At 65.5% G+C, this 21,174-nt stretch carries 23 protein-coding genes, 1 pseudogene and 1 riboswitch; of the genes and pseudogenes, 14 read left to right on the forward strand and 10 right to left on the reverse strand.

The features are described from left to right. The first annotated feature begins 94 nt into the window (after positions 1-94). The 6 genes from uvrB (at position 95) to EDE08_RS38395 (ending at position 7,294) form a co-directional block, all read left to right on the forward strand. Entirely contained in the window at positions 95-3,067 is a 2,973-nt protein-coding gene (gene uvrB / locus EDE08_RS12100) for an excinuclease ABC subunit UvrB (protein WP_131869216.1), read from the forward strand. Positions 3,068-3,545: 478 nt separating this feature from the next. Next, on the forward strand, positions 3,546-3,992 hold the full coding sequence (locus EDE08_RS12105; RefSeq protein ID WP_131869215.1) for a nuclear transport factor 2 family protein: 447 nt from the start codon (positions 3,546-3,548) through the stop codon (positions 3,990-3,992). A gap of 236 nt (positions 3,993-4,228) precedes the next feature. Beyond that, positions 4,229-4,669, forward strand: coding sequence for a nuclear transport factor 2 family protein (locus tag EDE08_RS12110; protein ID WP_131869214.1), 441 nt, complete (start codon positions 4,229-4,231; stop codon positions 4,667-4,669). A 370-nt stretch (positions 4,670-5,039) separates the two neighbouring features. Next, complete coding sequence (locus EDE08_RS12115; protein ID WP_131869427.1) at positions 5,040-5,951, forward strand: hypothetical protein; 912 nt, start codon at positions 5,040-5,042, stop codon at positions 5,949-5,951. Between the two features lie 357 nt (positions 5,952-6,308). After that, complete coding sequence (locus tag EDE08_RS12120) at positions 6,309-6,731, forward strand: hypothetical protein (RefSeq protein ID WP_131869213.1); 423 nt, start codon at positions 6,309-6,311, stop codon at positions 6,729-6,731. A gap of 425 nt (positions 6,732-7,156) precedes the next feature. Beyond that, on the forward strand, positions 7,157-7,294 hold the full coding sequence (locus EDE08_RS38395) for a hypothetical protein (RefSeq protein WP_165935882.1): 138 nt from the start codon (positions 7,157-7,159) through the stop codon (positions 7,292-7,294). 139 nt (positions 7,295-7,433) lie between these two features. On the opposite strand, the gene EDE08_RS38400 is transcribed toward EDE08_RS38395, so the two are convergent. From EDE08_RS38400 to EDE08_RS12130, 3 genes are all read right to left on the reverse strand, one after another. After that, the gene (locus EDE08_RS38400; protein ID WP_164934669.1) at positions 7,434-7,580 is read right to left on the reverse strand and encodes a hypothetical protein; all 147 of its coding nucleotides are present in this window, start codon (positions 7,578-7,580) and stop codon (positions 7,434-7,436) included. A 196-nt stretch (positions 7,581-7,776) separates the two neighbouring features. Beyond that, a complete protein-coding gene (locus EDE08_RS12125) occupies positions 7,777-8,259 on the reverse strand; it encodes a MaoC family dehydratase (protein WP_131869212.1) in 483 nt (160 codons plus the stop codon). After that, entirely contained in the window at positions 8,259-8,711 is a 453-nt protein-coding gene (locus tag EDE08_RS12130) for a MaoC family dehydratase (protein ID WP_131869211.1), read from the reverse strand. The genes EDE08_RS12125 and EDE08_RS12130 overlap by 1 nt, the downstream gene beginning before the upstream one ends. 156 nt (positions 8,712-8,867) lie before the next feature. Between EDE08_RS12130 and EDE08_RS12135 the strand changes: the two genes are divergently transcribed. Continuing rightward, positions 8,868-9,164, forward strand: a complete 297-nt coding sequence (locus EDE08_RS12135) for a DUF4282 domain-containing protein (protein ID WP_028176656.1) — start codon at positions 8,868-8,870, stop codon at positions 9,162-9,164. A 117-nt stretch (positions 9,165-9,281) separates the two neighbouring features. On the opposite strand, the gene ychF is transcribed toward EDE08_RS12135, so the two are convergent. The 4 genes from ychF to EDE08_RS12155 form a co-directional block, all read right to left on the reverse strand. Continuing rightward, complete coding sequence (gene ychF / locus EDE08_RS12140) at positions 9,282-10,379, reverse strand: redox-regulated ATPase YchF (RefSeq protein WP_131869210.1); 1,098 nt, start codon at positions 10,377-10,379, stop codon at positions 9,282-9,284. Between the two features lie 121 nt (positions 10,380-10,500). Next, positions 10,501-11,106, reverse strand: coding sequence for an aminoacyl-tRNA hydrolase (pth, locus tag EDE08_RS12145; RefSeq protein ID WP_131869209.1), 606 nt, complete (start codon positions 11,104-11,106; stop codon positions 10,501-10,503). Positions 11,107-11,164: 58 nt separating this feature from the next. Beyond that, entirely contained in the window at positions 11,165-11,875 is a 711-nt protein-coding gene (locus EDE08_RS12150; protein WP_131869208.1) for a 50S ribosomal protein L25/general stress protein Ctc, read from the reverse strand. 326 nt (positions 11,876-12,201) lie between these two features. Continuing rightward, entirely contained in the window at positions 12,202-12,453 is a 252-nt protein-coding gene (locus tag EDE08_RS12155; protein WP_007596812.1) for an accessory factor UbiK family protein, read from the reverse strand. Positions 12,454-12,651: 198 nt separating this feature from the next. Between EDE08_RS12155 and lgt the strand changes: the two genes are divergently transcribed. From lgt to EDE08_RS12180, 5 genes are all read left to right on the forward strand, one after another. Continuing rightward, positions 12,652-13,497 (forward strand): prolipoprotein diacylglyceryl transferase, encoded by an 846-nt coding sequence (lgt, locus tag EDE08_RS12160; protein ID WP_131869207.1) that lies wholly within the window; start codon positions 12,652-12,654, stop codon positions 13,495-13,497. A 20-nt stretch (positions 13,498-13,517) separates the two neighbouring features. Beyond that, on the forward strand, positions 13,518-14,636 hold the full coding sequence (locus EDE08_RS12165; RefSeq protein ID WP_131869206.1) for a class I SAM-dependent methyltransferase: 1,119 nt from the start codon (positions 13,518-13,520) through the stop codon (positions 14,634-14,636). Continuing rightward, positions 14,633-15,400: a peptidoglycan editing factor PgeF gene (gene pgeF, locus EDE08_RS12170; protein ID WP_131869205.1), complete on the forward strand. Its 768-nt coding sequence runs from the start codon at positions 14,633-14,635 to the stop codon at positions 15,398-15,400. The genes EDE08_RS12165 and pgeF overlap by 4 nt, the downstream gene beginning before the upstream one ends. A gap of 185 nt (positions 15,401-15,585) precedes the next feature. Further along, positions 15,586-16,206 (forward strand): hypothetical protein, encoded by a 621-nt coding sequence (locus EDE08_RS12175; protein ID WP_131869204.1) that lies wholly within the window; start codon positions 15,586-15,588, stop codon positions 16,204-16,206. Positions 16,207-16,400: 194 nt separating this feature from the next. Then, the gene (locus EDE08_RS12180; RefSeq protein WP_165935883.1) at positions 16,401-17,354 is read left to right on the forward strand and encodes a ribose-phosphate pyrophosphokinase; all 954 of its coding nucleotides are present in this window, start codon (positions 16,401-16,403) and stop codon (positions 17,352-17,354) included. Between the two features lie 114 nt (positions 17,355-17,468). Here the strand turns inward: EDE08_RS12180 and EDE08_RS12185 are convergent, their stop codons facing one another. Further along, on the reverse strand, positions 17,469-18,032 hold the full coding sequence (locus EDE08_RS12185; RefSeq protein WP_131869202.1) for a 6,7-dimethyl-8-ribityllumazine synthase: 564 nt from the start codon (positions 18,030-18,032) through the stop codon (positions 17,469-17,471). Between the two features lie 76 nt (positions 18,033-18,108). Continuing rightward, positions 18,109-18,280, reverse strand: a riboswitch (FMN riboswitch). Between the two features lie 434 nt (positions 18,281-18,714). On the opposite strand from EDE08_RS12185, the gene EDE08_RS12190 reads away from it, so the two are divergent. Together EDE08_RS12190 and proC are read left to right on the forward strand one after the other, a co-directional pair. After that, positions 18,715-19,215: a type III secretion system chaperone family protein gene (locus EDE08_RS12190; protein ID WP_131869201.1), complete on the forward strand. Its 501-nt coding sequence runs from the start codon at positions 18,715-18,717 to the stop codon at positions 19,213-19,215. A gap of 157 nt (positions 19,216-19,372) precedes the next feature. Next, positions 19,373-20,245, forward strand: a complete 873-nt coding sequence (gene proC, locus EDE08_RS12195; protein WP_207912992.1) for a pyrroline-5-carboxylate reductase — start codon at positions 19,373-19,375, stop codon at positions 20,243-20,245. 12 nt (positions 20,246-20,257) lie between these two features. On the opposite strand, the gene EDE08_RS12200 is transcribed toward proC, so the two are convergent. Together EDE08_RS12200 and EDE08_RS12205 are read right to left on the reverse strand one after the other, a co-directional pair. Next, positions 20,258-20,650, reverse strand: a complete 393-nt coding sequence (locus EDE08_RS12200) for a thioesterase family protein (RefSeq protein ID WP_131869199.1) — start codon at positions 20,648-20,650, stop codon at positions 20,258-20,260. A 195-nt stretch (positions 20,651-20,845) separates the two neighbouring features. Next, positions 20,846-21,052, reverse strand: a pseudogene (locus EDE08_RS12205) (tautomerase family protein); the annotation flags it as partial. Between the last annotated feature and the right edge of the window lie 122 nt (positions 21,053-21,174).

Here is a 21,174-nt window from a genome sequence, read left to right on the forward strand (position 1 = left end):
AGGTCCCGGCCTGCTGCCAGGCTGCTGTCAGCAGCCTGCATGGAGGCGGCCATTCGCCCTTTATTGCGGGGCGGACTCGTCCCATATTCGGCTGATGGCGAAGAAACCTGCTCCCCCCGCAAAATCCCCGAAAACCAAGGCTCCGAACTCGAAGGCACACCGCCCCGACGTGCAGCCGATCGGGCCGGCGCTGGCCGAGTTGCTCAATCCCGCGATCAATCGCGGCGATGCGGGCTTGGGGTCGGGCACCGGCCTTCAGCCGCCGCCGGACAATTCGCGCGACCGCCGCGCCGGAGGCGAGGCCGCCGCGCATCGGGCGCGGGCTTCGACGCCGAAGGAGTTCCCGCAGGACACTGGCAGCGCGACTCGTGGCTTACCCCCCTCCCCTACCCTCCCCCACAAGGGGGGAGGGAGCGGAGAGATCGGTGGGTTGGAGGAAGCGCCGCAGGCCAATTACGGGACCGCGGCCACCATCCCGACACTCGATCCGGAACTGGCGCGGCAGCTCGGACTGCCGACCGAGGAGGACGATGCTGAAGCGCTGGCCCGGCCGCCGCGCAGCAAGATGGAGGCGCTCGGCGTCAAGGCCACCGCGGACGCGCTGGAATCGTTGATCCGCGAGGGCCGGCCGGAGTTCCGCAAGGGCGACGGCTCCATGAAGGTGTGGACGCCACACCGGCCGCCGCGCCCGGAGAAGTCCGAAGGCGGCGTGCGTTTCGAGATCAAGTCGTCCTACGAGCCCAAGGGCGACCAGCCGACCGCGATCGCCGAGCTGGTCGAGGGCATCAACCGCAACGACCGCAGCCAAGTGCTGCTCGGCGTCACCGGCTCGGGCAAGACCTACACCATGGCCAAGGTGATCGAAGCGACGCAGCGCCCGGCCCTGATCCTGGCGCCGAACAAGACGCTGGCCGCCCAGCTCTATGGCGAGTTCAAGAATTTCTTCCCGGACAACGCGGTCGAGTATTTCGTCTCCTATTACGACTATTACCAGCCGGAGGCCTACGTCCCGCGCACCGACACCTATATCGAGAAGGATTCCTCGATCAACGAGCAGATCGACCGCATGCGCCACTCGGCGACGCGCGCGCTGCTGGAGCGCGACGACGTCATCATCGTGGCGTCGGTGTCCTGCATCTACGGTATCGGTTCGGTCGAGACCTACACCGCGATGACGTTCGCGCTGAAGAAGGGCGAGCGCATCGACCAGCGCCAGCTCATCGCCGACCTCGTCGCGCTGCAATACAAGCGCACCCAGGCGGATTTCACCCGCGGCACCTTCCGTGTCCGCGGCGACGTCATCGACATCTTCCCGGCGCACTATGAAGACCGCGCCTGGCGCGTGAACCTGTTCGGCGACACCATCGAGACCATCGAGGAGTTCGATCCGCTCACCGGCCACAAGCAGGACGAGCTCGAATTCATCAAGATGTACGCCAATTCGCACTATGTGACGCCGCGCCCGACGCTGGTGCAGGCGATCAAGTCGATCAAGTTCGAGCTGAAGCAGCGGCTCGACCAGTTGCACGACCAGGGCCGCCTACTGGAGGCGCAGCGGCTGGAGCAGCGCACCACCTTCGATCTCGAGATGATGGAAGCGACCGGAAGCTGCGCCGGCATCGAGAACTATTCGCGCTATCTCACGGGACGCCGCCCCGGCGAGCCGCCGCCGACGCTGTTCGAATACGTCCCCGACAACGCGCTGATCTTCGCCGACGAGAGCCACGTCACCATCCCGCAGATCGGCGCCATGTTCCGCGGCGACTTCCGCCGCAAGGCGACGCTGGCCGAATACGGCTTCCGCCTGCCCTCCTGCATGGACAACCGCCCCTTGCGCTTCGAGGAGTGGGACATGATGCGGCCGCAGACCGTCGCGGTATCGGCGACGCCCGGCAGCTGGGAGCTGAACGAGAGCGGCGGCGTGTTCGTCGAGCAGGTCATTCGCCCGACCGGGCTGATCGATCCGCCCGTCGATATTCGCCCCGCCCGCACGCAGGTGGACGATCTCGTCGGCGAGGTGCGCGCCACCGCGCAGGCCGGCTATCGCTCGCTGATCACGGTGCTGACGAAGCGCATGGCGGAGGACCTCACCGAATATCTGCACGAGCAGGGCATCCGCGTCCGCTACATGCACAGCGATATCGACACCATCGAGCGTATCGAGATCATCCGCGACCTGCGGCTCGGCGCGTTCGACGCGCTGGTCGGCATCAACCTGCTGCGCGAAGGCCTCGACATTCCCGAATGCGCCCTGGTCGCGATCCTCGACGCCGACAAGGAAGGTTTTTTGCGCAGCGAGACCTCGCTGATCCAGACCATCGGCCGCGCCGCGCGCAACGTCGACGGCAAGGTGATCCTCTATGCCGACCAGATGACCGGGTCGATGGAGCGCGCCATCGCCGAGACCAACCGCCGCCGCGAGAAGCAGGTCGAGTACAACACCGCCAACGGCATCACGCCGGAGAGCGTGAAGAAGCAGATCGGCGACATCCTCAACTCGGTCTACGAACGCGACCACGTGCTGGTCGAGGTCGGCGGCCACGACATGACCGACGACGTCATCTCGATCGGCCACAATTTCGAAGCCGTGCTCGCCGATCTCGAAACCCGCATGCGCGAGGCCGCCGCCGACCTGAACTTCGAGGAAGCCGCCCGCCTGCGCGACGAGGTCAAGCGCCTGCGCGCGACAGAGCTCGCGGTGGTCGACGACCCCACTGCGAAGCAGCGCACCGTGCAGGGCAAGGCCGGCGCCTATGCGGGAACGAAGAAGTACGGCGACGCCGCAAATTTGCCGGTCAGCGCGATGAAGAAGAAGACCGTGAGCTCCGCGCTGAAGGCCAGCGGCGGCGGCAGCGGCTCGAAGGTGCACAAGCCGCATCTCGACGAAATGCACGGCCCGGAGTCGCTGCCCTACCGCGAAAACCGCGCGCTGCCGTCAAAGCCGTTCGGCAGCACCAGCCGGATCATCCAGCCGACGGATTCACGGCAGTCCGGACCTGAGTTCGGGCCCGCGCCGAAGTCGACGGGCGGAATGCCGGGGCGACGGGGTGGGTGGAAGAGGAGGTAGGCGCAACCGCGCGAGTGGTGGCTATGGATTCTCAGATGCGCAATTGCGCATCATAGCTCGCTGCTTCGCAGCGCCCCGGAATGCCGAGGAGAGATTTGCTCTCCTCACCCCACGCTCGCCGTCATCACTGCCAGCAGCAACACGATCGTCACGAGGCTGGAGCGAGGCGACGGGCTGGGTGCGCCAAGTAGCGCCATCTCACATGACTCTGGCGGCGCCAGAGCGCGCGCCACGTCCTTCGAGACGGCGCTTGCGCCGCCTCCGCCTGCTCCGCGCGCATTGCGCCATGCGCGCCACGCAACCGGATGGGCGGGAATTGCTGCATACCGCAATTCAACCCGCAATTGCATGCCATGAACCAGGCATGGCGCTCGCGCGTCATATCGTCTGCAACGTCGCTGTGACCTAGCGGATTGCCGGTGCGCGCGACCGCGCCTTGGCGCTGCGCGGCGGCACGGGCCAGACGAGGACGGGCAGGATGACGGTCGAGAAGCTGAATCGCCAACGCATCGTGCATCTGCTCGAGGCCTTCGCGCGCGGCGATATCGAGGCGGCGCTGTCCTGCTGCACCGAGGACGTCGACTTCCTCACCCACGCGCCGATCGACGTGCTGCCGCACATGGTGCCGCGCCACGGCAAGGCCGAGCTGCGCGAGCTCTGGCAGACGGTCTGGTCGCGCTATTCGGACATCCGCTACAAGGCGCCGCACATCCTCGCCGAGGGCGAGGCGGTCGCGACCTACCTGCACACCTATTTCAGGAAGCGCAGCAACGACCGCATCGTGCAGTTCGACATGGCGGTGTTCTACACCTTCCGCGGCGGGCTGGTGGCGGAGATCCGCGAAATCATCGATTCCTACGACCTGGTACAGCAGGTGCTGGAGCGGGAGATCGGGCCGCTGATCACGGGAGCGCGGGGGAATTGATGCGTCTCCTCCTCGCCTGGAACCCGCATCCGGGGCTTGCGTACAGACCCGGAAGATTACGGGGTTCTGTTGTAAATCTTACAAATTCCGTTCAATGGTGCATTGCAAAAATGTGATTTGCGTTTTGGCCGAAACCGCTTATTTTATTCGTATACAAACGAGTTGAGCCCCGGCACCAGACCGTGCATGGGGTTGTTTTCCGTTTCTTTCGCAAGCCAGCTTCAGGACTGCCCAAAATGACAGAGCACAGCCTCTGGCGTTTCTCGCGCGCGTTGCACCGCGCGATCAACGACCGGCATTTCGAGGACATCGAAGCGCTCATCGACGAGGACGTCGAGTGGGCGCTCTACGGCCCGATCGACATGTTTCCGTTCCTCGGCGCGCGCCAGGGCAAGGAAGCCGTGCTCGACGTCATCCGCCAGCTCGCAGACAATTTCCACGTTCGTCGCTTCGACCGCGAGAGCATCATGCTCGGCGTCGATTCCGCCGCCTCGATGCTGCGCTATTCGCTGACCGCACTGGATTCCAACAAGCCGATCAGCTTGCGCGTGGCGCAGTTCGCCCAGTTCAGGGCGGGCAGGCTCGTCAGCATGCGCGTGCTGATCGACACCTTCGATCTGGTCGAGCAGGCACTCGGCCGCGCCATTCATCTGCCGAAGATGACCAGCGTCGGCTGACGCATGATCCGGACCCGAAGGGCCGCGTTAGCGCAAAGTGCGAAGCGGTTTTCCGAAAAGGTCATGCGCAAACAACAACCTGAAGCGCGATGATGATCATCGCGCTTCAGGGGGGACGCCAACGGGCCCCGCTTGTCGGGACCGACGACAAGGCTACCGCGACGTCCTGGCCTCCAGCCCCGCCGGATGCCGTCGCATCAAAAGCTCGTCGTCGGGCGCGCGCGGTTCGCGCGGCCCGTTGGTTCGCGTCCCCTTGGAGAACCGCCACAATTCCGCAACGTTGGATCAGCATCCTGTGAGCGGAATGGCGCATGGCCGAACGCCGATGTATATTGTCGGCAAGCATGCGCTGGGGTTCGCGGGCAGGACGATGGAATTCTCGACAGGGTTTGGCTGGACCAGGCTGCCGGTGCTGGCGGCCGCATTCATTCTGGGCTCGGTGCTGACGTTACAGGCGCAGATCATTCCGCCGGTCGCAGCAGTGCCCGACGAGGAGGCCGGGACCGAGGCCGCCGAGACCCCCGACGTCAACGACCCCGACGTGCTCAAGGACATCGACGTCGACAAGCTCGATTGGAGCCAGCTCGCGGTCGATGCCGGGACCGGTATCGACCCCATGGCCGCCAAGAAGCGCGCCCAGGCCGCAGCCAGGGACGGCCTGGACTGGTCCTCGAACCCCAATGCGAACGGCTCCTCGGCCGTGACCGTGAAGCAGTCCGTGTTCTCGTTCTGGGATACGCGGATCGGCGCCGACATGACGGTGACGAGCGAGCCGCGGACGATGTCCGAGCTGCTGGCGCAGAAGGCCACCAATGGCGGCAGCCTGCCGCAATCCTCCGGCAGTGCCTGGGCAACCGCGACCGCGCCGGGCGCGGGCTCGCTCTGGGACAAGACCGCGGTGGAAGCCCGGGTCGATCCCGGCGCCGAGCAGAGCAAGATCGGGGCATTGCTGACCAAGTCGGTGCCGCTGGCGGGCGACACGTCGCTGACACTGCAGAACGGCTACAGCGTCAACCAGCAGGGCACCACCGCAGTCCCCGGCATCGGCGGACATGTCACGCGCAACTACGAGACCGACCAGACCGCCAAGGTCACCCTCACCGACACCGGCACCAGCATCACCGCCGGCCAGACGCTGTCGACCACAGACGACAAATGGCTGCGCAGAATCGGCGCCGAGCAGAAGCTGTTCGACAACGTCACCGTCTCCGGCTCGGTCGGCGAGACCTCGCAAGGCGCGATCAACAAGAGCGTGACGGCAGGGTTCAAGAAGAGCTGGTGACTCTTTCGCCTCTCCCCGCCTGCGGGGAGAGGCCGGAATTTGCGCAAGCAAATTCCGGGTGAGGGGGACTCTCCGCGAGTCCAACTGTCTCCGTCCTTGCGGAGAGTCCCCCTCACCCCACCCTCTCCCCGCAAGCGGGGCGAGGGAGAAGACCGCCGACTTGGCTGAGCGTTCCACGTCGCCGCGACAGCATTCACACTCTCCTAACCATGCGCCACGGCAAAACCCCTGAATCGTCCCCCCTTGCCGCATCTCGGCCCATTTGCGGCCAAATTCGGACGCCTTGATGAGGCAGCCTCACAGACGTCGTCGTGCGGGGACACTCGCGCTGCGCTCAACGCGAACAGGGGAACAACGATGAACGCCACCCGTCCCGAAAAGATCGAAGCCACCGAGACCGAAGCGGTCGACACCAACCTTGCCGCCGTGACCGAGGTCGAAGCCGGCATCCGCGATTTCGTCCGCAACGACATCGCCTATCTGCGCCGCCCGGCCGCGACCACGACCGACGCGCCGCCGCTCGACCCGAGCGCGGAAGCCACCGTCAACAACGTGAACTCGCTGATCCAGCGCGTCGCCGGCACATCGCTCGCCGAGATCGAAAACCTGATCTCCGAACTCGAGAGCCTGCGCGACCTGCTCCACGCCGAAGGCCAGCGCGTCCAGCGCGAGATCTCGGGCTACGCCCAGCTCAGCCAGGCCGCGATGAAGTCGACCCGCATGATCGCCGACAACGTCGCACAGTGGAAGCGCGCCGCCGACGGCCTGCGCAACAGCTGATCGCAAAGCACCGCATCACCGGCCGCCGCGTTCCGGAAGGGGCGCGGCGGTTTTTGTTGGGGGGCGATCTCCCCAACGAAGAAGTCATCGCCCGACCTGATCGGGCGATCCAGTACTCCGAGACGGTGAGGCAGGAGCCGAGAGGCCGCGGCGTACTGGATGCCCCGGTCCCGTCTCCGCGAAGGCTACGCCGGGCCACGCGGGTGCTCGGCCGCCGAAGCTTTAGCGAAGGCGGCAAGCCGGGGCATGACCGTGGAGGGGATGGCTGGTGGAGGGGATGGCTGAAGGACATGGCAGCGCGGCAGTGAACACGCGGTCACACACTCACGCGGCCCAGCACAGCCCCACCTTTGAACCCTCCACCCCTCTCCGGCGACAAACGCCAAGCGCTCGTGGCCGTTTTGGCCGAGCCTTGGGGACAGGTCATGGAAAGCATTCGGCCCGACAACACGGACCCTATATCGCTACAGCCCGCGCCGAATCAGCTCGGCACGATCATGCTGCGCTTTGTCGGATTGCTGGCGGCTGCGATCGCGGTGCTGGCGTTCGTCTACAGCCGCTGACAGAGGGCCGGACTCCGCCCTCCTAAAGTGCGATGCGATTCGGATGAAGCGTCATCGCGATCCAGATTGTCGTTTGAGCAGATCGTTCCTGAAACCGCTGCGCGCTCTTCCGGATCATGCTTCAGAAATCAGCGCCCCCTTATCGGGCGGCCTCCACGGTCGAGGCTTCAAGGGTGTAGCCGCCATCGGCATAGCCCTTCACCACCATGCCGGCGACCAGCATCACGGCGAGCGTCGCGGTCGCGAAGATGAATCCAACGAATTTGAGTGCGCCGCGGTCTGCCATGGTCCTCGTCCCCTGTCCTCTGCCAATTCGTTTCAAATAGACAGCGACAGGTTCATAATTAGTTAGCAACTCACTGGTTCCGCTAGGCTGCGCGCGGTAACCATGTTGCGCAGGCTTATGGCAGCCACCCGGAATCGCGTCCATAGCGCGCGGGCAACACTCGCGCACTCATTTGCACGTTCATTCTGGAACGAGTCTAAGCGCTGTTCGCACGCGTCGGCACGAACGCGCTGGCGGTGATGGAATAGACTTCCTCGCCGCGCTGGTTGGTGCCGGTGGTCCGGGCCGTCAGAATGCCCCAGCCGGGGCGCGAGGCGGAGGTGCGCTTGTCGACGACGACGTTGACGAAAGCAACGGTGTCGCCGGCGAGCACGGGCCTGATCCAGCGCAGGTCGCGAAAGCCCGGCGACGGGCCCCACACCGCGACCTCCTCGCCGCGCGAAGCGGCTTCCCGCGCCAGACGCTTGCCGTCGGCGACAAGCAGGCTCATGCAGGCCGAGCCGACATGCCAGCCGGAGGCGGCGAGCCCGCCGAACAGCGAGTTCTTGCCCTCCTCCTCGTCGAGGTGAAAGCGCTGCGGATCGAATTTGGCGGCGAATGTCTTGATGGCCTCGGCCGTGAACGTATAGCTGCCGATCTCGCGGCGCTGTCCGATCGCGATGTCGTCGAAGAACCGCATCAGACCGCTCCCTCGCGCCGCTTGATCAGGATCGGCGAGGTCATCTCGGCGAGCGCCTGCCCCGCCGCGTTGCGCACGGTGCATTTGAACTTGACGATGCCGAGCTCCGGTCGGCTCTTCGAGGTGCGCGCCTCCACGACGTCGACGTCGAGCATGAGATCGTCGCCGGGTCGAAGTGGCGACAGCCAGCGCACCTCGTCCACGCCGGGCGAGCCGAGCGACGCGGCGCGGGTGATGAAGCCGTCGGCCATCATCCGCATCATCAGCGAGCACAGGTGCCAGCCCGAGCCGGACAGGCCGCGCAGCATGCTTTTCGCCGCCGCCGCCTCGTCGAGGTGCATCGGCTGCGGATCGAACTCGGCGGCAAAGGCCAATATCTCGTCGCGGGTGACATGGCGCGGGCCGAACGTTCCGAACCGGCCGGGCAGGAAATCTTCGAAGGTCAGGGTCATCTTGGGATGGGTTGGCGGAAATGACAGATTGTGGCCGCACTTTGCGGCAATCTCAACCCGCCGGCCCGCATGGCTCGTGCTACATATGGGGTGTCGGCGTTGATCCTGAGTCGGATCTACCGACGGCCGAGGCCTGATTTGCCCCTGGGGAGAGCGATGTTTTCATTCAGCGACCTGTTTCAATGGGACCGCTTCATCACGCCGACGATCATCAAGACCTTCTACTGGCTGGTGATCGCGCTGATCTGCCTGTTCGGCCTCTCCGGCATCTTCTCAGGCCTTGCTGCGATGGCGATCAGCCCGTTCGGCGGCTTCCTGGTGCTGCTCTCCTCGATCGCCAGCGTCGTGGTCGGCATCGTGTTCTCGCGCATCGTCGCGGAGCTGATCCTGATCGTCTTCCGCATCAACGAGCATCTCGGCGCGATCAGGGACCAGGGCGGCGGGATACGGTAGTTCGTCATTCCGGGGCGCGCAAAGCGCGAACCCGGAATCCATCGGGCCTCCAGAACAAGTGGATGAATGGATTCCGGGTTCGCGCCAAGAGGCGCGCCCCGGAATGACAGCTGTGCCCTACGTATTGAACCTGAAATGCATCACGTCGCCGTCGGCGACGACGTATTCCTTGCCTTCGAGGCGGAGCTTGCCGGCATCGCGCGCGCCGGCTTCGCCGCCGAACGCGACATAGTCCTCATACGCAATGGTCTCGGCGCGGATGAAGCCTTTTTCGAAGTCGGTATGGATCACGCCGGCCGCGGCCGGCGCCTTGGTGCCGCGATGGATGGTCCAGGCGCGCGCTTCCTTCGGGCCGATGGTGAAGTAGGTGATGAGATCGAGCAGTGTGTAGCCGGCGCGGATCAGGCGATCGAGGCCGGCTTCCTCCAGCCCCAACGTCTCCAGGAACTCGGCACGCTCCTCGCGGGAAATGGTGGCGATCTCGGATTCGATCTTCGCCGAGATGACGACGGCGACTGCGCCTTCCTTGGCGGCCTGCTCCTGCACGGCCTTCGAGAACGAATTGCCCGTCGCGGCCGAGCCTTCCTCGACGTTGCAGACATAGAGCACGGGCTTGGACGACAGCAGGCCGAGCATGGAGAAGGCGCGTTCCTCCTCGGGCTTGCGCTCGACGAGGCGCGCGGGCTTGCCCTCGCGCAGCAGCACCAGGGTGCGGTTGACGAGATCGAGCTGCTCCTTGGCGTCCTTGTCGTTGCCCTTGGCTTTTTTGGTGAGATTGTCGACACGCTTCTCAAGGCTGTCGAGATCGGCGAGCATCAGCTCGGTCTCGATGGTCTCGATGTCGGCGAGCGGGGCGATCTTGCCCTCGACATGGGTGATGTCGGAATCTTCAAAGCAGCGCACCACATGCGCGATGGCATCGACCTCGCGGATATTGGCGAGGAACTGGTTGCCGAGGCCTTCGCCCTTGGAAGCGCCGCGCACGAGGCCGGCGATGTCGACGAAGGTCAGCCGCGTCGGGATGATCTGTCCGGACTTGGCGATGGCGGCGAGCTTCTCCAGCCGCGGATCGGGCACGGCGACCTCGCCGACATTCGGCTCGATGGTGCAGAACGGATAGTTCGCGGCCTGCGCCGCGGCCGTCTCGGTCAGCGCATTGAACAAGGTCGACTTGCCGACATTGGGCAATCCGACGATCCCGCATTTGAATCCCATAGTATCCTCTATCCGTATTCGTCATGGCCGGGCTTCGTCCCGGCCATCCACGCCTTGACGCGCGGAATGAAGAACGTGGATGCCCGGAACAAGTCCGGGCATGACGGAGAAAACGGCGACCCTATTCCTTGCCGTTGTCGTCCTTGGTCAAAAATCCCTTCGCCTGCATGGCGAGATGCACCCTGTTGGCGAAGGTCGCGTCCGTGCCCTTGGCAAGCAGCGCAGCGTGCTCGGCGACGGCGTCGCAGAGAGTCGCCACCCATTCGTTGTCGGCCTTGGCGAAGTCCGACAGCACGTGGCCGTGCACCAGTTCCTTGACACCGGGATGACCGATGCCGAGCCGCACCCGGCGGTAGTCGTTGCCGATATGGGCCGAGATGGAGCGCAGGCCGTTGTGGCCGGCGATGCCGCCGCCGATCTTCACCCGCACCTTGCCCGGCGGCAGTTCGAGCTCGTCGTGGAACACGGTGACGTCGCCCGGCGCGATCTTGAAGAAGCCTGCCGCTTCCTGAACGCTGCGGCCGGACTCGTTCATGTAGGTCATGGGCTTGAGCAGGATCACGCGCTCAGTGCCCAGCAAGCCCTCGGAGGTCTCGCCCTGAAAACGACGGCGCCATGGCGCAAAGCCATGACGCCGCGCGATCTCGTCGACGGCCATGAAGCCGATATTGTGCCGGTTGCGTGCGTATTTCGCGCCGGGATTGCCGAGCCCAACAAAGAGTCGCATGACGCGGCGCGCCCCTCGCTCGGCGCGCGATCAAGGACCGCGCGCCAGCCTTGAGAGATTACTTCTTCTTGTCGCCGCCAGCGGGAGCCTTGGCAGCCGCCGCCGGAGCAGCAGCAGCCGGAGCAGCCGCCGGAGCCGCCGCAGCACCCGGAGCCGCGCCACCGGCAGCCGCCGCAGCCGCGGCCTTCTGCTCTTCCGCGTAGCCGGACGGCGGCACGATGGTGACGAGGGTCGCGTCCTCGCGGGTCAGCGCCTTCACGCCGGCCGGCAACTTGACGTCCGACAGATGCAGCGAGTGTCCGATTTCGAGCGAGCCGACATCGGCCTCGATGTACTGCGGAATGCTCTCGACGCCGCATTCGAGCTCGATCGCGTGGGCGACGATGTTGACGGTGCCGCCGCGCTTCACACCCGGCGAGCCTTCCGCCTTCACCACGTGCAAGGGCACGCTGATGCGGATGGTGGCGCCTTCGCCGAGCCGCATGAAGTCGACATGGATCGGGAAGTCCTTGACCGGATCGAGGTGATAGTCGCGCGGAATCACGCGGTGCTTCTTGCCCTCGAGGTCGATGTCGACCAGCGTGGTCAGGAACCGGCCGGCGAGGATGCGCTGGCGCAGTTCACGATCTTCGATCGAGATCGTCAGCGGGGGCTGGTTGTTGCCGTAGATCACTCCGGGCACTCTGCCGGCGCGACGCTCAGCCCGGGCGGCCCCCTTGCCGCTCTTCGGACGTGCGGTCGCCTTCAATTCCTTGACGGTCGTCGCCATGTCGTTAAGTCCTTGTTTTTGCAAAAGTTAATGGGCCGCAGCGCGGCCCATGGCATCATCCGCAGCAAGCCTCCAGGGGTGCGGGGGCCGCGAACGTGGCGGGCTTTTACCCGGAAGATGCGGAAATGACAAGGAGAATGGGCTGGCAGGAACGGGTTCCTACCCTCCCCTGGAGGGAGGGTCGATCGCGCGTAGCGCGAGCGGGGTGGGGTGACAGTCTTTCCATTGAGACGGTGCCCGCGTGGAGAGATCACCCCACCCCGCTGCGCATTCCGCTTCGCTGAATGCCCAGCGACCCTCCCCCTCCAGGGGACGGTCGGAGTACCCTATCCGCCGAGCTTGGCCTCCAGCGCTGCAATCCTTGCCTTCAGCGCCTCGTTCTCCTCGCGCGCGAGGCGCGCCATGTCCTTGACCGCCTCGAACTCCTCGCGCTTGACGAGGTCCATGTCGCGCAGGAATTTTTCCGCCTGGGTGCGCATCACGGTGTCGAACTCGCGCTTGACGCCCTGGGCGGCACCGGCGGCGTCGTTCATCAGGCGGCCGATCTCGTCGAAAAACCGGTTGTTGGTCTGGGTCATTTCGGCCTCCGATAAACTTTGCGCGAACTCTCGAAAAGACAATGGCAATCCGCAGGGAACGGTTCAAGAGCCGATCGCGGTCATCCTTGTCATGAACCGGTTTCCTTGCAATCGTATTCACCGTGCCTGCATAAGAAGAATCATACGGCGTCCGCTGGTGCTCCTTCGCCGCAATCTCGTCCAGACATAGAAGGCGCGATGCCCTTTCTGCTGATCGACTTTCCCGCCTTCAAGCCGATCGCGATCGAGATCGGTCCCTTCGCGATCCGCTGGTATGCCCTGGCCTATATCTGCGGCATCGTGTTCGGCTGGCTCTATGCGCGCTCGCTCCTGAAGAACGAGCGCCTGTGGGGCGGACCGGCGCCGATCTCGCTGGTGCAGGTCGACGACTTCATCCTGTGGGTCACGCTCGGCATCATCCTCGGCGGCCGCACCGGCTACGTGCTGTTCTACAATCTGCCCTTCTTCGTCGATCATCCCGCCGCGATCTTCAGATTGTGGGAGGGCGGCATGTCGTTCCATGGCGGCTTCCTCGGCTGCGTCGTGGCGGTGATGTGGTTCGCCTATCGCAACGGCATCCCGATCCTGTCGCTCGGCGACATCACCACCGCCGTCGCCCCGGTCGGGCTGCTGCTCGGACGAATCGCCAACTTCATCAACGGCGAATTGTGGGGCCGCGCCACGGACCCGAGCCTGCCCTGGGCGATGGTCTTCCCCAACGACCCAACGCAGCTGCCGCGCCATCCGAGCCAGCTTTACGAAGCGGGCATGGAGGGCATCCTGCTGTTCACGGTGCTCGCGATCATGATCCGCTTCGGCGCGCTGAAGCGCCCCGGCATGATCCTCGGCGCCTTCATCCTGATCTACGGCCTGACTCGCATCGCCGGCGAGCATTTCCGAGAGCCGGACGCGCAGCTCGGTTTCCTCTGGGGCGGGTTAACCATGGGCATGCTGTTGTCGATCCCGATGCTTATCGTCGGCGCGCTACTTATTGTATTGGCTGTCAGGCGGGGGGCGGCTAAGCCCCTCCAGGCCATTCGTTAGTTCATTTCGAGAAGACAGCCGTGACCGACTCGCCGCTCCTCAACGAGATCAAGGCGCTGATCAAATCCTCAGGCCCGATGCCGGTCTGGCGGTACATGGAATTGTGTCTGATGCATCCGCGCTACGGCTATTACGTCTCGCGCGATCCGCTCGGGCGCGAGGGCGACTTCACCACCGCCCCCGAGATCAGCCAGATGTTCGGCGAGCTCCTGGGGTTGTGGACCGCCTCGGTCTGGAAGCACATGGGCTCGCCGCAATTCTTGCGACTGATCGAGCTCGGCCCCGGCCGCGGCACCATGATGGCGGACGCGCTGCGCGCACTTCGCGTGCTGCCACCGCTCTACCAGGCGCTCCATATCCACATGGTCGAGGTCAATCCGGTGCTGCGCGAACGACAGGCGGCGACGCTGTCCGCCGTGCGCAACATCACCTGGCACAACAGCATCGACGACGTACCGGACGGCCCAAGCATCATCCTCGCCAACGAATATTTCGACGTGCTGCCGGTCCGCCAGATGGTCAGGCTCGAGAACGGCTGGCACGAGCGTGTGATCGAGATCGACCCCAACGGCAAGCTTCAGTTCGGCGCGGCACCGGAGCCGACACCGCGCTTCGAGGTGCTGCTGCCGCCTCTGGTGCGCGCGGCCCCCATCGGGGCGGTCTACGAGTGGCGGCCCGACGGCGAGATCATGAAGCTCGCCACGCGCGTGCGCGACCAGGACGGCGCGGCGCTCATCATCGACTACGGCCATCTGCGCAGCGATGCCGGCGACACCTTCCAGGCCATCGTGCGCCACAGCTTCGCCGATCCATTGAAAGCCCCGGGCCAGGCCGACGTCACCGCCCATGTCGACTTCCAGGCGCTGGCGCGCGCCGCCGAGGATGTCGGCGCCCGCGTGCACGGCCCGGTAACGCAAGGCGACTTCCTCAAGCGTGTCGGCATCGACACCCGCGCCGCGGCCTTGATGCAGAAGGCGACACCCGAAGTCGCCACCGACATTTCGGTCGCGCTCAAGCGCCTGACCGATACCGGGCGCGGCGGCATGGGCTCGATGTTCAAGGTGCTCGGCATCTCCGAGCCGCGGCTGACGGGCCTTGCCGGCCTCAGCGATCTCGAAAAGGCCGGAGAGAGCTCATGACGCTTGCTTCCTCGCTGCTGTCCGCCGTGCCCGGCCTGCGCCATGCCTTCTTCACCCGCGAAGGCGGCGTCTCCGGCGGCATCTATTCCGCGCTGAACGGCGGGCTCGGCTCCCATGACGACCAGGCCCTCGTCGCCGAGAACCGCCGCCGCATGGCCGAGCATGTCGGCGTCGCGCCCGATCGCTTCCTCAGCCTGCACCAGATCCATTCGCCCGACGTGCTCGTGGCCGATGCGCCGTGGCCGAACGGGCCGCGGCCCAGGGGCGACGCGCTGGTGACCAGGACGCCAGGGGTTGCGCTCGGCGTCTCCACTGCCGATTGCGGGCCGGTGCTGTTCGTCGATCCCAATGCGCGCGTGATCGGCGGCGCGCATGCCGGCTGGAAGGGCGCACTGACCGGCGTGCTCGAAGCGACGATCTCGGCAATGGAGAAGCTGGGCGCAACGCGCGGCGGCATCATCGCCGCGATCGGCCCCCTGATCCGGCAGGACAGCTACGAAGTCGGCAACGAGTTCGTGACGCGTTTCATCGAGGCTGACGCCGAGAACGCAATGTTCTTCATCCCGTCGGTGCGCGAGGGCCACGCGATGTTCGATCTCGCCGGCTTCATCCGCAAGCGGCTGGACATGGCGGGCATCCTGATGATCGACGATCTCGGCCTCGACACCTATGCCGACGAGCGCTTCTTCAGCTATCGCCGCTCGGTGCATCGCAAGGAGCCGGACTACGGCCGGCACGTGCACGCCATCGCGCTGGAAGGGTGAACACAGAGGCAACTCCGCGTCATTCCGGGGCTCGCGAAGCGAGAACCCGGAATCCATCGTGCAGCAATGTACGGGGAGGAATGGATTCCGGGCTCGCGCCGAGTGGCGCGCCCCGGAATGACGGCAGCTTGTGGCGCCGCCGCCCTAGACGTTAATCGATTTTAACGATATCGCTGCCCTCCATAATGAGGGACGCGTCATCTTTTCTGCGCCGCGCGGGCTCGCGCGTGCTGGCGGTCATGCTGCTGGCAGCTGCGCTTGGCGGCTGCGCCGGCGGCAACGCGCCGGGCAATTCCTATGCGATGGCGCCGAGCGGCGGTGGCGGGGCCACGGTGGCGTTCGAATCCATCGACGGACCGCCGCCGCAGGTGTTCGACCGCATGGTCGTGGTGCTCGACAGCGAATCCAAGCTGCGCAGCCTGTCCGTGGTCTCCCGCGAGGGCACGGCCGCCTACCGCGTGCGCAGCTACCTCTCCGCCCAGGTGGTGCGCGGCAAGACGGTGATCGCCTGGGTCTGGGACGTCTACGACGCCAACCAGCAGCGGGCGCTGCGCCTCTCCGGCGAGGAACCGACCTCGGCCAAGGGCGGCCGCGACGCGACACGTGATGCTTGGGCGGCTGCCGACGACCTCGTGCTGCGGAAGATCGCCCAGGCCGGATTCAGCGGACTTTCCAACATGATCAACGGAACGCCGGATGCACCGGGTGCGGCTCCGGCTTTGCGCGGACCGGCGGTGGCGAGCGTCATCAGGGACGCTCCGCGGTCGGACATGCCGACCTCGGCCCTCGGCTATGCCGAGCAATAACCCCCGCTAAACCACGGCCTCAAGTTGCGGCCAAGCCGTTGACCCGACTCTGGATTTTCAAAGGGAAAACGTAGCATCCCGGGTTGCCATTGCAGCCTCCAGCCTGATATTTCCTCGCCCGTCGTAACCGTGCTTCCAGTGGGTATTTTCTGATGTTGAACGTCGTATCCAGCAAAGCGCGGGAGGAAGCGTCCATGTCGGGCAAGAACGGCTCCATCAAGCTCGTCGCCGGCAACTCCAATCCGGCTCTCGCACAGGCCATCGCGCAAGGGCTCCACATGCCGCTGACCAAGGCGGTGGTGCGGCGCTTCGCCGACATGGAGATCTTCGTCGAGGTCCAGGAGAACATCCGCGGTTCGGATGCCTTCATCATTCAGTCGACCTCGTTTCCGGCGAACGACAACCTGATGGAGCTGCTGATCATCACCGACGCGCTGCGCCGCTCCTCGGCGCGCCGCATCACCGCAGTGATCCCCTATTTCGGCTATGCCAGGCAGGACCGCCGCTCCGGCTCGCGCACGCCGATCTCGGCCAAGCTCGTCGCCAATCTGATCACCCATGCCGGCGTCGACCGCGTCATGACGCTCGACCTGCATGCCGGCCAGATCCAGGGCTTCTTCGACATCCCGACCGACAATCTGTTCGCTGCCCCCCTGATGGTGCGCGACATCCGCGAACGCTTCGACCTCGGCAAGGTGATGGTGGTCTCGCCCGACGTCGGCGGCGTCGCCCGCGCCCGCGGGCTCGCCAAGCGCATCAACACCCCGCTCGCGATCGTCGACAAGCGCCGCGAGCGTCCCGGCGAGTCCGAGGTCATGAACGTGATCGGCGACGTCTCCGGCTACAGCTGTATCCTGGTCGACGACATCGTCGACTCCGGCGGCACGCTGGTGAATGCGGCCGACGCGCTGATCGCCAAGGGCGCCAAGGACGTCTACGCCTACATCACCCATGGCGTGCTCTCCGGCGGGGCGGCCGCCCGCATCACCAACTCCAGGCTGAAGGAGCTCGTGATTACCGACTCGATCCTGCCGACCGAGGCGGTGACCAAGGCGCCGAACATCCGCACGCTGCCGATCGCCAGCCTGATCTCGGACGCGATCGCGCGCACCGCGGCGGAAGAGTCGGTGTCGAGCCTGTTCGACTGACTCCGTCATTCCGGGGCGGCGCGTCAGCGCCGAACCCGGAATCCATCTTGCAGCATTCCGTGTCGATAAATGGATTCCGGGCTCGCGCTACGCGCGCCCCGGAATGACCATTGCCTACCCCACGATCCCCGCCGCGACCTGGCCGCGCAGTCGCTCCAGGCCGTGCAACGTCTCCGCGCAGGCTGCCGCAACCTCGACGCCCTTGATGGCAAAATGCTTGCGGAAGAAGTCGTAGTGCACCTCGGTCTCGTGGAACTGCTGCGGCGTCAGCACGGCCGAGAACACCGGCACCTCGGTGCGGAGCTGCACATCCATCAGCGCCTTGATCACGGTGTCGGCGACGAATTCGTGCCGGTAGATGCCGCCGTCGACGACGAGGCCGGCGGCGACGATCGCGGTGTAGCGCCGCGTCTTGGCGAGGACCTGCGCGTGCAGCGGGATCTCGAACGAGCCCGGCACCTCGAACACGTCGACATGGGTGAGGTGACGGGCTTCCGCCTCCTTCATGAAGGCGATGCGGGCTTCCGCGACCACGTCGCGGTGCCAGCAGGCCTGCACGAAGGCCACCCGCTGCGGCTTGGCAAAACGCGGATGCTCGATGGCCGGCGGGTCCACGGGAATCGGCGGCTGGGTCGTCTGGGACGTTTCGTTTTGGGGATCTTGCAACATCTGATTCATGGCTTTCCTCAGTTAAGGACCAGAATCAGGGCACACGGAACGACGAACAGCCGCACCTTGCGATGCGTCTGCCACCGACCGTTCTCTTTCATCCGGACTTTAACCGTCGGCTTCGGAGTTGCACCGAATCTGCTGACCCTTCCCTTCGGCAAGATCCTTGTCAGGATACCTGGGGGAAGGCGCTCGCGGGCTTAGGCCTGTCGGCCCTTACCGCCGGTGGGGACTTTCACCCCGCCCTGAGAACATCGGCCGCTCGGGATGAACGGCCTGCCCAGAAATATGCCGCCGGCAGGCCGGCGCGGCAAGCGCGTTCGGCATGGGCAAATCGCATGGTCCCATGCCGCGGCGGCGGTTCGGCCCTCGCAGGGCGGAATTAACAATGGCGGTCCCTGCCCGCGATTTGATTCCGGTTTGTTCTCTTCCATCCGGATGGGAGGCTTCCATCGTTAAGAATTGTGGCGGAGATGAGCTGTGGACGAACGAGTCCTGGCTTGTGGACGGACTCGCGACCCCGTTGCGCAGATTCCGCAAATCACATCACTTGATCCGCGACAGGCCCGCGCTGATCCGAGGGGCTCGCGAGAGCGACCCCAGGGATCGCCGCAGCGACGTTTAGGGAGCGCGCGCCGGACCCAACCGCGTGCGTATCAAAGACAACAAGAAGGCAAGAGGTCGAGACGGCATGTCCCTGCTCGAAGGCACCATCGATTCCAGAAACCATCCGCTCGCGGTGGTCGAGGACATCGCCGCCAGCAACAACTGGCCGTTCGAACGCTCCGGCGAAGACGAACTCACGATTGTCTCCAAGGGACAATGGACCGACTACCAGCTCTCCTTCACCTGGATGGGCGAGATCGAGGCGCTGCATCTGGCCTGCGCCTTCGACATGAAGATTCCATTGCCGCGGCGGAGCGAGGTGCAGCGGCTCGTCGCAGCGGTGAACGAGCAGCTGTGGGTCGGCCATTTCGACCTGTGGACCAACACCGGCATGGTGATGCATCGCCAGGCCCTGGTGCTGCCGGGCGGCCTCATCGCCTCGACCGCGCAGTGCGAAGCCATGCTCGCCGGCGCCATCCACGCCTGCGAGCGCTACTTCCCGGCGTTCCAGTTCGTGGTGTGGGCCGGCAAAACCACCGCGCAAGCCATGGACGCGGCGATGTTCGACACCGTGGGCGAGGCGTAAGGCGCGCAATGCGTCGGGGAGCCGCAGCTCCCTCCCCTACGTCATCCCGGACAAGCGCGCCCAAAGCGCGCGCCGATCCGGGATCCATACCGCGTGATGTCTCTTGTGGCACGCGGCTTGTTGCCGACACCTCGATCCACTAGAACCGCCTGTGGTTATGGGTCCCTGCGTTCGCAGGGACGACACCTCTGCTTGGGTCATCACAGTGGCAAACAATCCTCTCCAAAACATCACCGACACCATCCTGCTCGCCGGCGCCGGCAAGATGGGTGGCGCGATGCTGACGGGATGGCTGGCAGGCGGGCTCGATCCGCGTCGCGTCGCGGTGATCGATCCGCACATTGCGCCCGAAATATCCGCGCTCGCCGCCAAGGGCGTCGTGCTCAATCCCGATGTGAAGACCGCCGGCCCCGTCGAGACGCTGGTCGTCGCGGTGAAGCCGCAGATGTTCCGCGAGGCCGGCGCCAAGCTGAAACCGTTCGTCTCGGACAGGACCTCGGTGGTCTCGATCATGGCAGGCACCACGATCGCCTCGCTTGCCGAAGTCTGCGGCGGCGCCGTGGTGCGCGCGATGCCGAACACGCCGGCTGCGATCGGCCGCGGCATCACCGTTGCGGTCGCAGCCCAGGACGTCAGCGCCGCCCAGCGTGCCGTGGCCGATGCGCTGCTGCGCGCCACCGGCGCGGTGGAATGGGTCGAGGACGAAGGCCTGATGGACGCGGTCACCGCCGTGTCGGGCTCGGGGCCGGCCTATGTGTTCCTGCTCGCCGAGGAGCTCGCTCGCGCCGGTGTGGAAGCGGGCCTGCCCGAAGCGCTGGCGACGAAGCTCGCCCGCGAGACCGTCGCCGGCTCCGGCGAGCTGCTGCACCAGTCGGAGCTTCCCTCGGCCACGCTGCGCCAGAACGTCACCTCGCCCGGCGGCACCACCGCCGCGGCCCTCGGCGTGCTCATGGGTGAGCCCGGCCTGCGCGATCTCATGATCCGCGCGGTCGCGGCGGCGACGCAGCGGTCGAGGGAGCTCGCGAAGTAAACAGGTGGCGCGCTACGCCCCCAGCCGCTTGTTGAACATCTCGACATTGACGAGACCGCGGGCATGGCGGCCCTCGCCGAGCTTGCGCGTGCCCTCGAAAGCCTCGACCTCGAAGCGGATGACGCGGCGCTCGACCGCAACCACCTTCGCCGTGGTCCGCACCGTCGCGCCGACCAGCGCCGCGGCCAAATGGCGGATGTCGACCTCGGTGCCGACCGTGACCCAGCCCGGCTGAAGCGCCGAGCGGATCGCATCGCCCGCCGTCATCTCCATCTCCAGGATCATCATCGGGGTCGCATAAACAAACGGCATGCCGGGCACGAAATGCCCGACCGTGCGCTCGGCCGGGACCACCAACGTGCGCTCGGCACTCATGCCGGCCTTGATGAAGTCGCGTGCATCCATGGTGCTTGCTCGATATCGTCCCGGACAAGCGCGCCCTAAGCGCGCGCCGATCCGGGATCCATAACCACAAGACGTCGTGGTTGCGGGGATTCGGAGTTAGCGCTTCGTCAGATAACCACTGCCTGTGGCTATGGGTCCCGGATCTGCGCTTACGCTTGTCCGGGACGACGGCGGTGGTTGCCGCGCCAGCCGAAACTATTTCTTCGCCGCCGCCGCGCGCTCAACAAACGTCTTGCCGCCCTTCATCTTGTGGCGTAGCGGGGCTTCGTTGATCTGGATGACGACGGCGTCGGCATCGACGCCGAGATTCTTCACCAGCGCCTGGGTGATGTCGCGCATCATGCCGGCCTTCTGCTCGTCGGTGCGGCCTTCGGCCATGCTGATGGTGATCTCAGGCATTTTTCTCTCCCTGCTGCTCTGCTGCTGTCGTCATGGCCGGGCTTGTCCCGGCCATCCACGTTCACTTCTATCAAACAAGACGTGGATGCCCGGGACAAGCCCGGGCATGACGCGGCCTGCGAATA

The organism is Bradyrhizobium sp. R2.2-H (assembly GCF_004346455.1).
GTDB classification, from domain to species: Bacteria; Pseudomonadota; Alphaproteobacteria; order Rhizobiales; family Xanthobacteraceae; genus Bradyrhizobium; species Bradyrhizobium diversitatis.

Coding starts and splice junctions, on each gene's coding strand:
- uvrB (WP_131869216.1), top strand. CDS start 95: ATGGCGAAGAAACCTGCTCCCCCCGCAAAATCCCCGAAAACCAAGGCT.
- EDE08_RS12105 (WP_131869215.1), top strand. CDS start 3,546: ATGACGGTCGAGAAGCTGAATCGCCAACGCATCGTGCATCTGCTCGAG.
- EDE08_RS12110 (WP_131869214.1), top strand. CDS start 4,229: ATGACAGAGCACAGCCTCTGGCGTTTCTCGCGCGCGTTGCACCGCGCG.
- EDE08_RS12115 (WP_131869427.1), top strand. CDS start 5,040: ATGGAATTCTCGACAGGGTTTGGCTGGACCAGGCTGCCGGTGCTGGCG.
- EDE08_RS12120 (WP_131869213.1), top strand. CDS start 6,309: ATGAACGCCACCCGTCCCGAAAAGATCGAAGCCACCGAGACCGAAGCG.
- EDE08_RS38395 (WP_165935882.1), top strand. CDS start 7,157: ATGGAAAGCATTCGGCCCGACAACACGGACCCTATATCGCTACAGCCC.
- EDE08_RS38400 (WP_164934669.1), bottom strand. CDS start 7,580: ATGGCAGACCGCGGCGCACTCAAATTCGTTGGATTCATCTTCGCGACC.
- EDE08_RS12125 (WP_131869212.1), bottom strand. CDS start 8,259: ATGCGGTTCTTCGACGACATCGCGATCGGACAGCGCCGCGAGATCGGC.
- EDE08_RS12130 (WP_131869211.1), bottom strand. CDS start 8,711: ATGACCCTGACCTTCGAAGATTTCCTGCCCGGCCGGTTCGGAACGTTC.
- EDE08_RS12135 (WP_028176656.1), top strand. CDS start 8,868: ATGTTTTCATTCAGCGACCTGTTTCAATGGGACCGCTTCATCACGCCG.
- ychF (WP_131869210.1), bottom strand. CDS start 10,379: ATGGGATTCAAATGCGGGATCGTCGGATTGCCCAATGTCGGCAAGTCG.
- pth (WP_131869209.1), bottom strand. CDS start 11,106: ATGCGACTCTTTGTTGGGCTCGGCAATCCCGGCGCGAAATACGCACGC.
- EDE08_RS12150 (WP_131869208.1), bottom strand. CDS start 11,875: ATGGCGACGACCGTCAAGGAATTGAAGGCGACCGCACGTCCGAAGAGC.
- EDE08_RS12155 (WP_007596812.1), bottom strand. CDS start 12,453: ATGACCCAGACCAACAACCGGTTTTTCGACGAGATCGGCCGCCTGATG.
- lgt (WP_131869207.1), top strand. CDS start 12,652: ATGCCCTTTCTGCTGATCGACTTTCCCGCCTTCAAGCCGATCGCGATC.
- pgeF (WP_131869205.1), top strand. CDS start 14,633: ATGACGCTTGCTTCCTCGCTGCTGTCCGCCGTGCCCGGCCTGCGCCAT.
- EDE08_RS12175 (WP_131869204.1), top strand. CDS start 15,586: ATGAGGGACGCGTCATCTTTTCTGCGCCGCGCGGGCTCGCGCGTGCTG.
- EDE08_RS12180 (WP_165935883.1), top strand. CDS start 16,401: ATGTCGGGCAAGAACGGCTCCATCAAGCTCGTCGCCGGCAACTCCAAT.
- EDE08_RS12185 (WP_131869202.1), bottom strand. CDS start 18,032: ATGAATCAGATGTTGCAAGATCCCCAAAACGAAACGTCCCAGACGACC.
- EDE08_RS12190 (WP_131869201.1), top strand. CDS start 18,715: ATGTCCCTGCTCGAAGGCACCATCGATTCCAGAAACCATCCGCTCGCG.
- proC (WP_207912992.1), top strand. CDS start 19,373: ATGGGTCCCTGCGTTCGCAGGGACGACACCTCTGCTTGGGTCATCACA.
- EDE08_RS12200 (WP_131869199.1), bottom strand. CDS start 20,650: ATGGATGCACGCGACTTCATCAAGGCCGGCATGAGTGCCGAGCGCACG.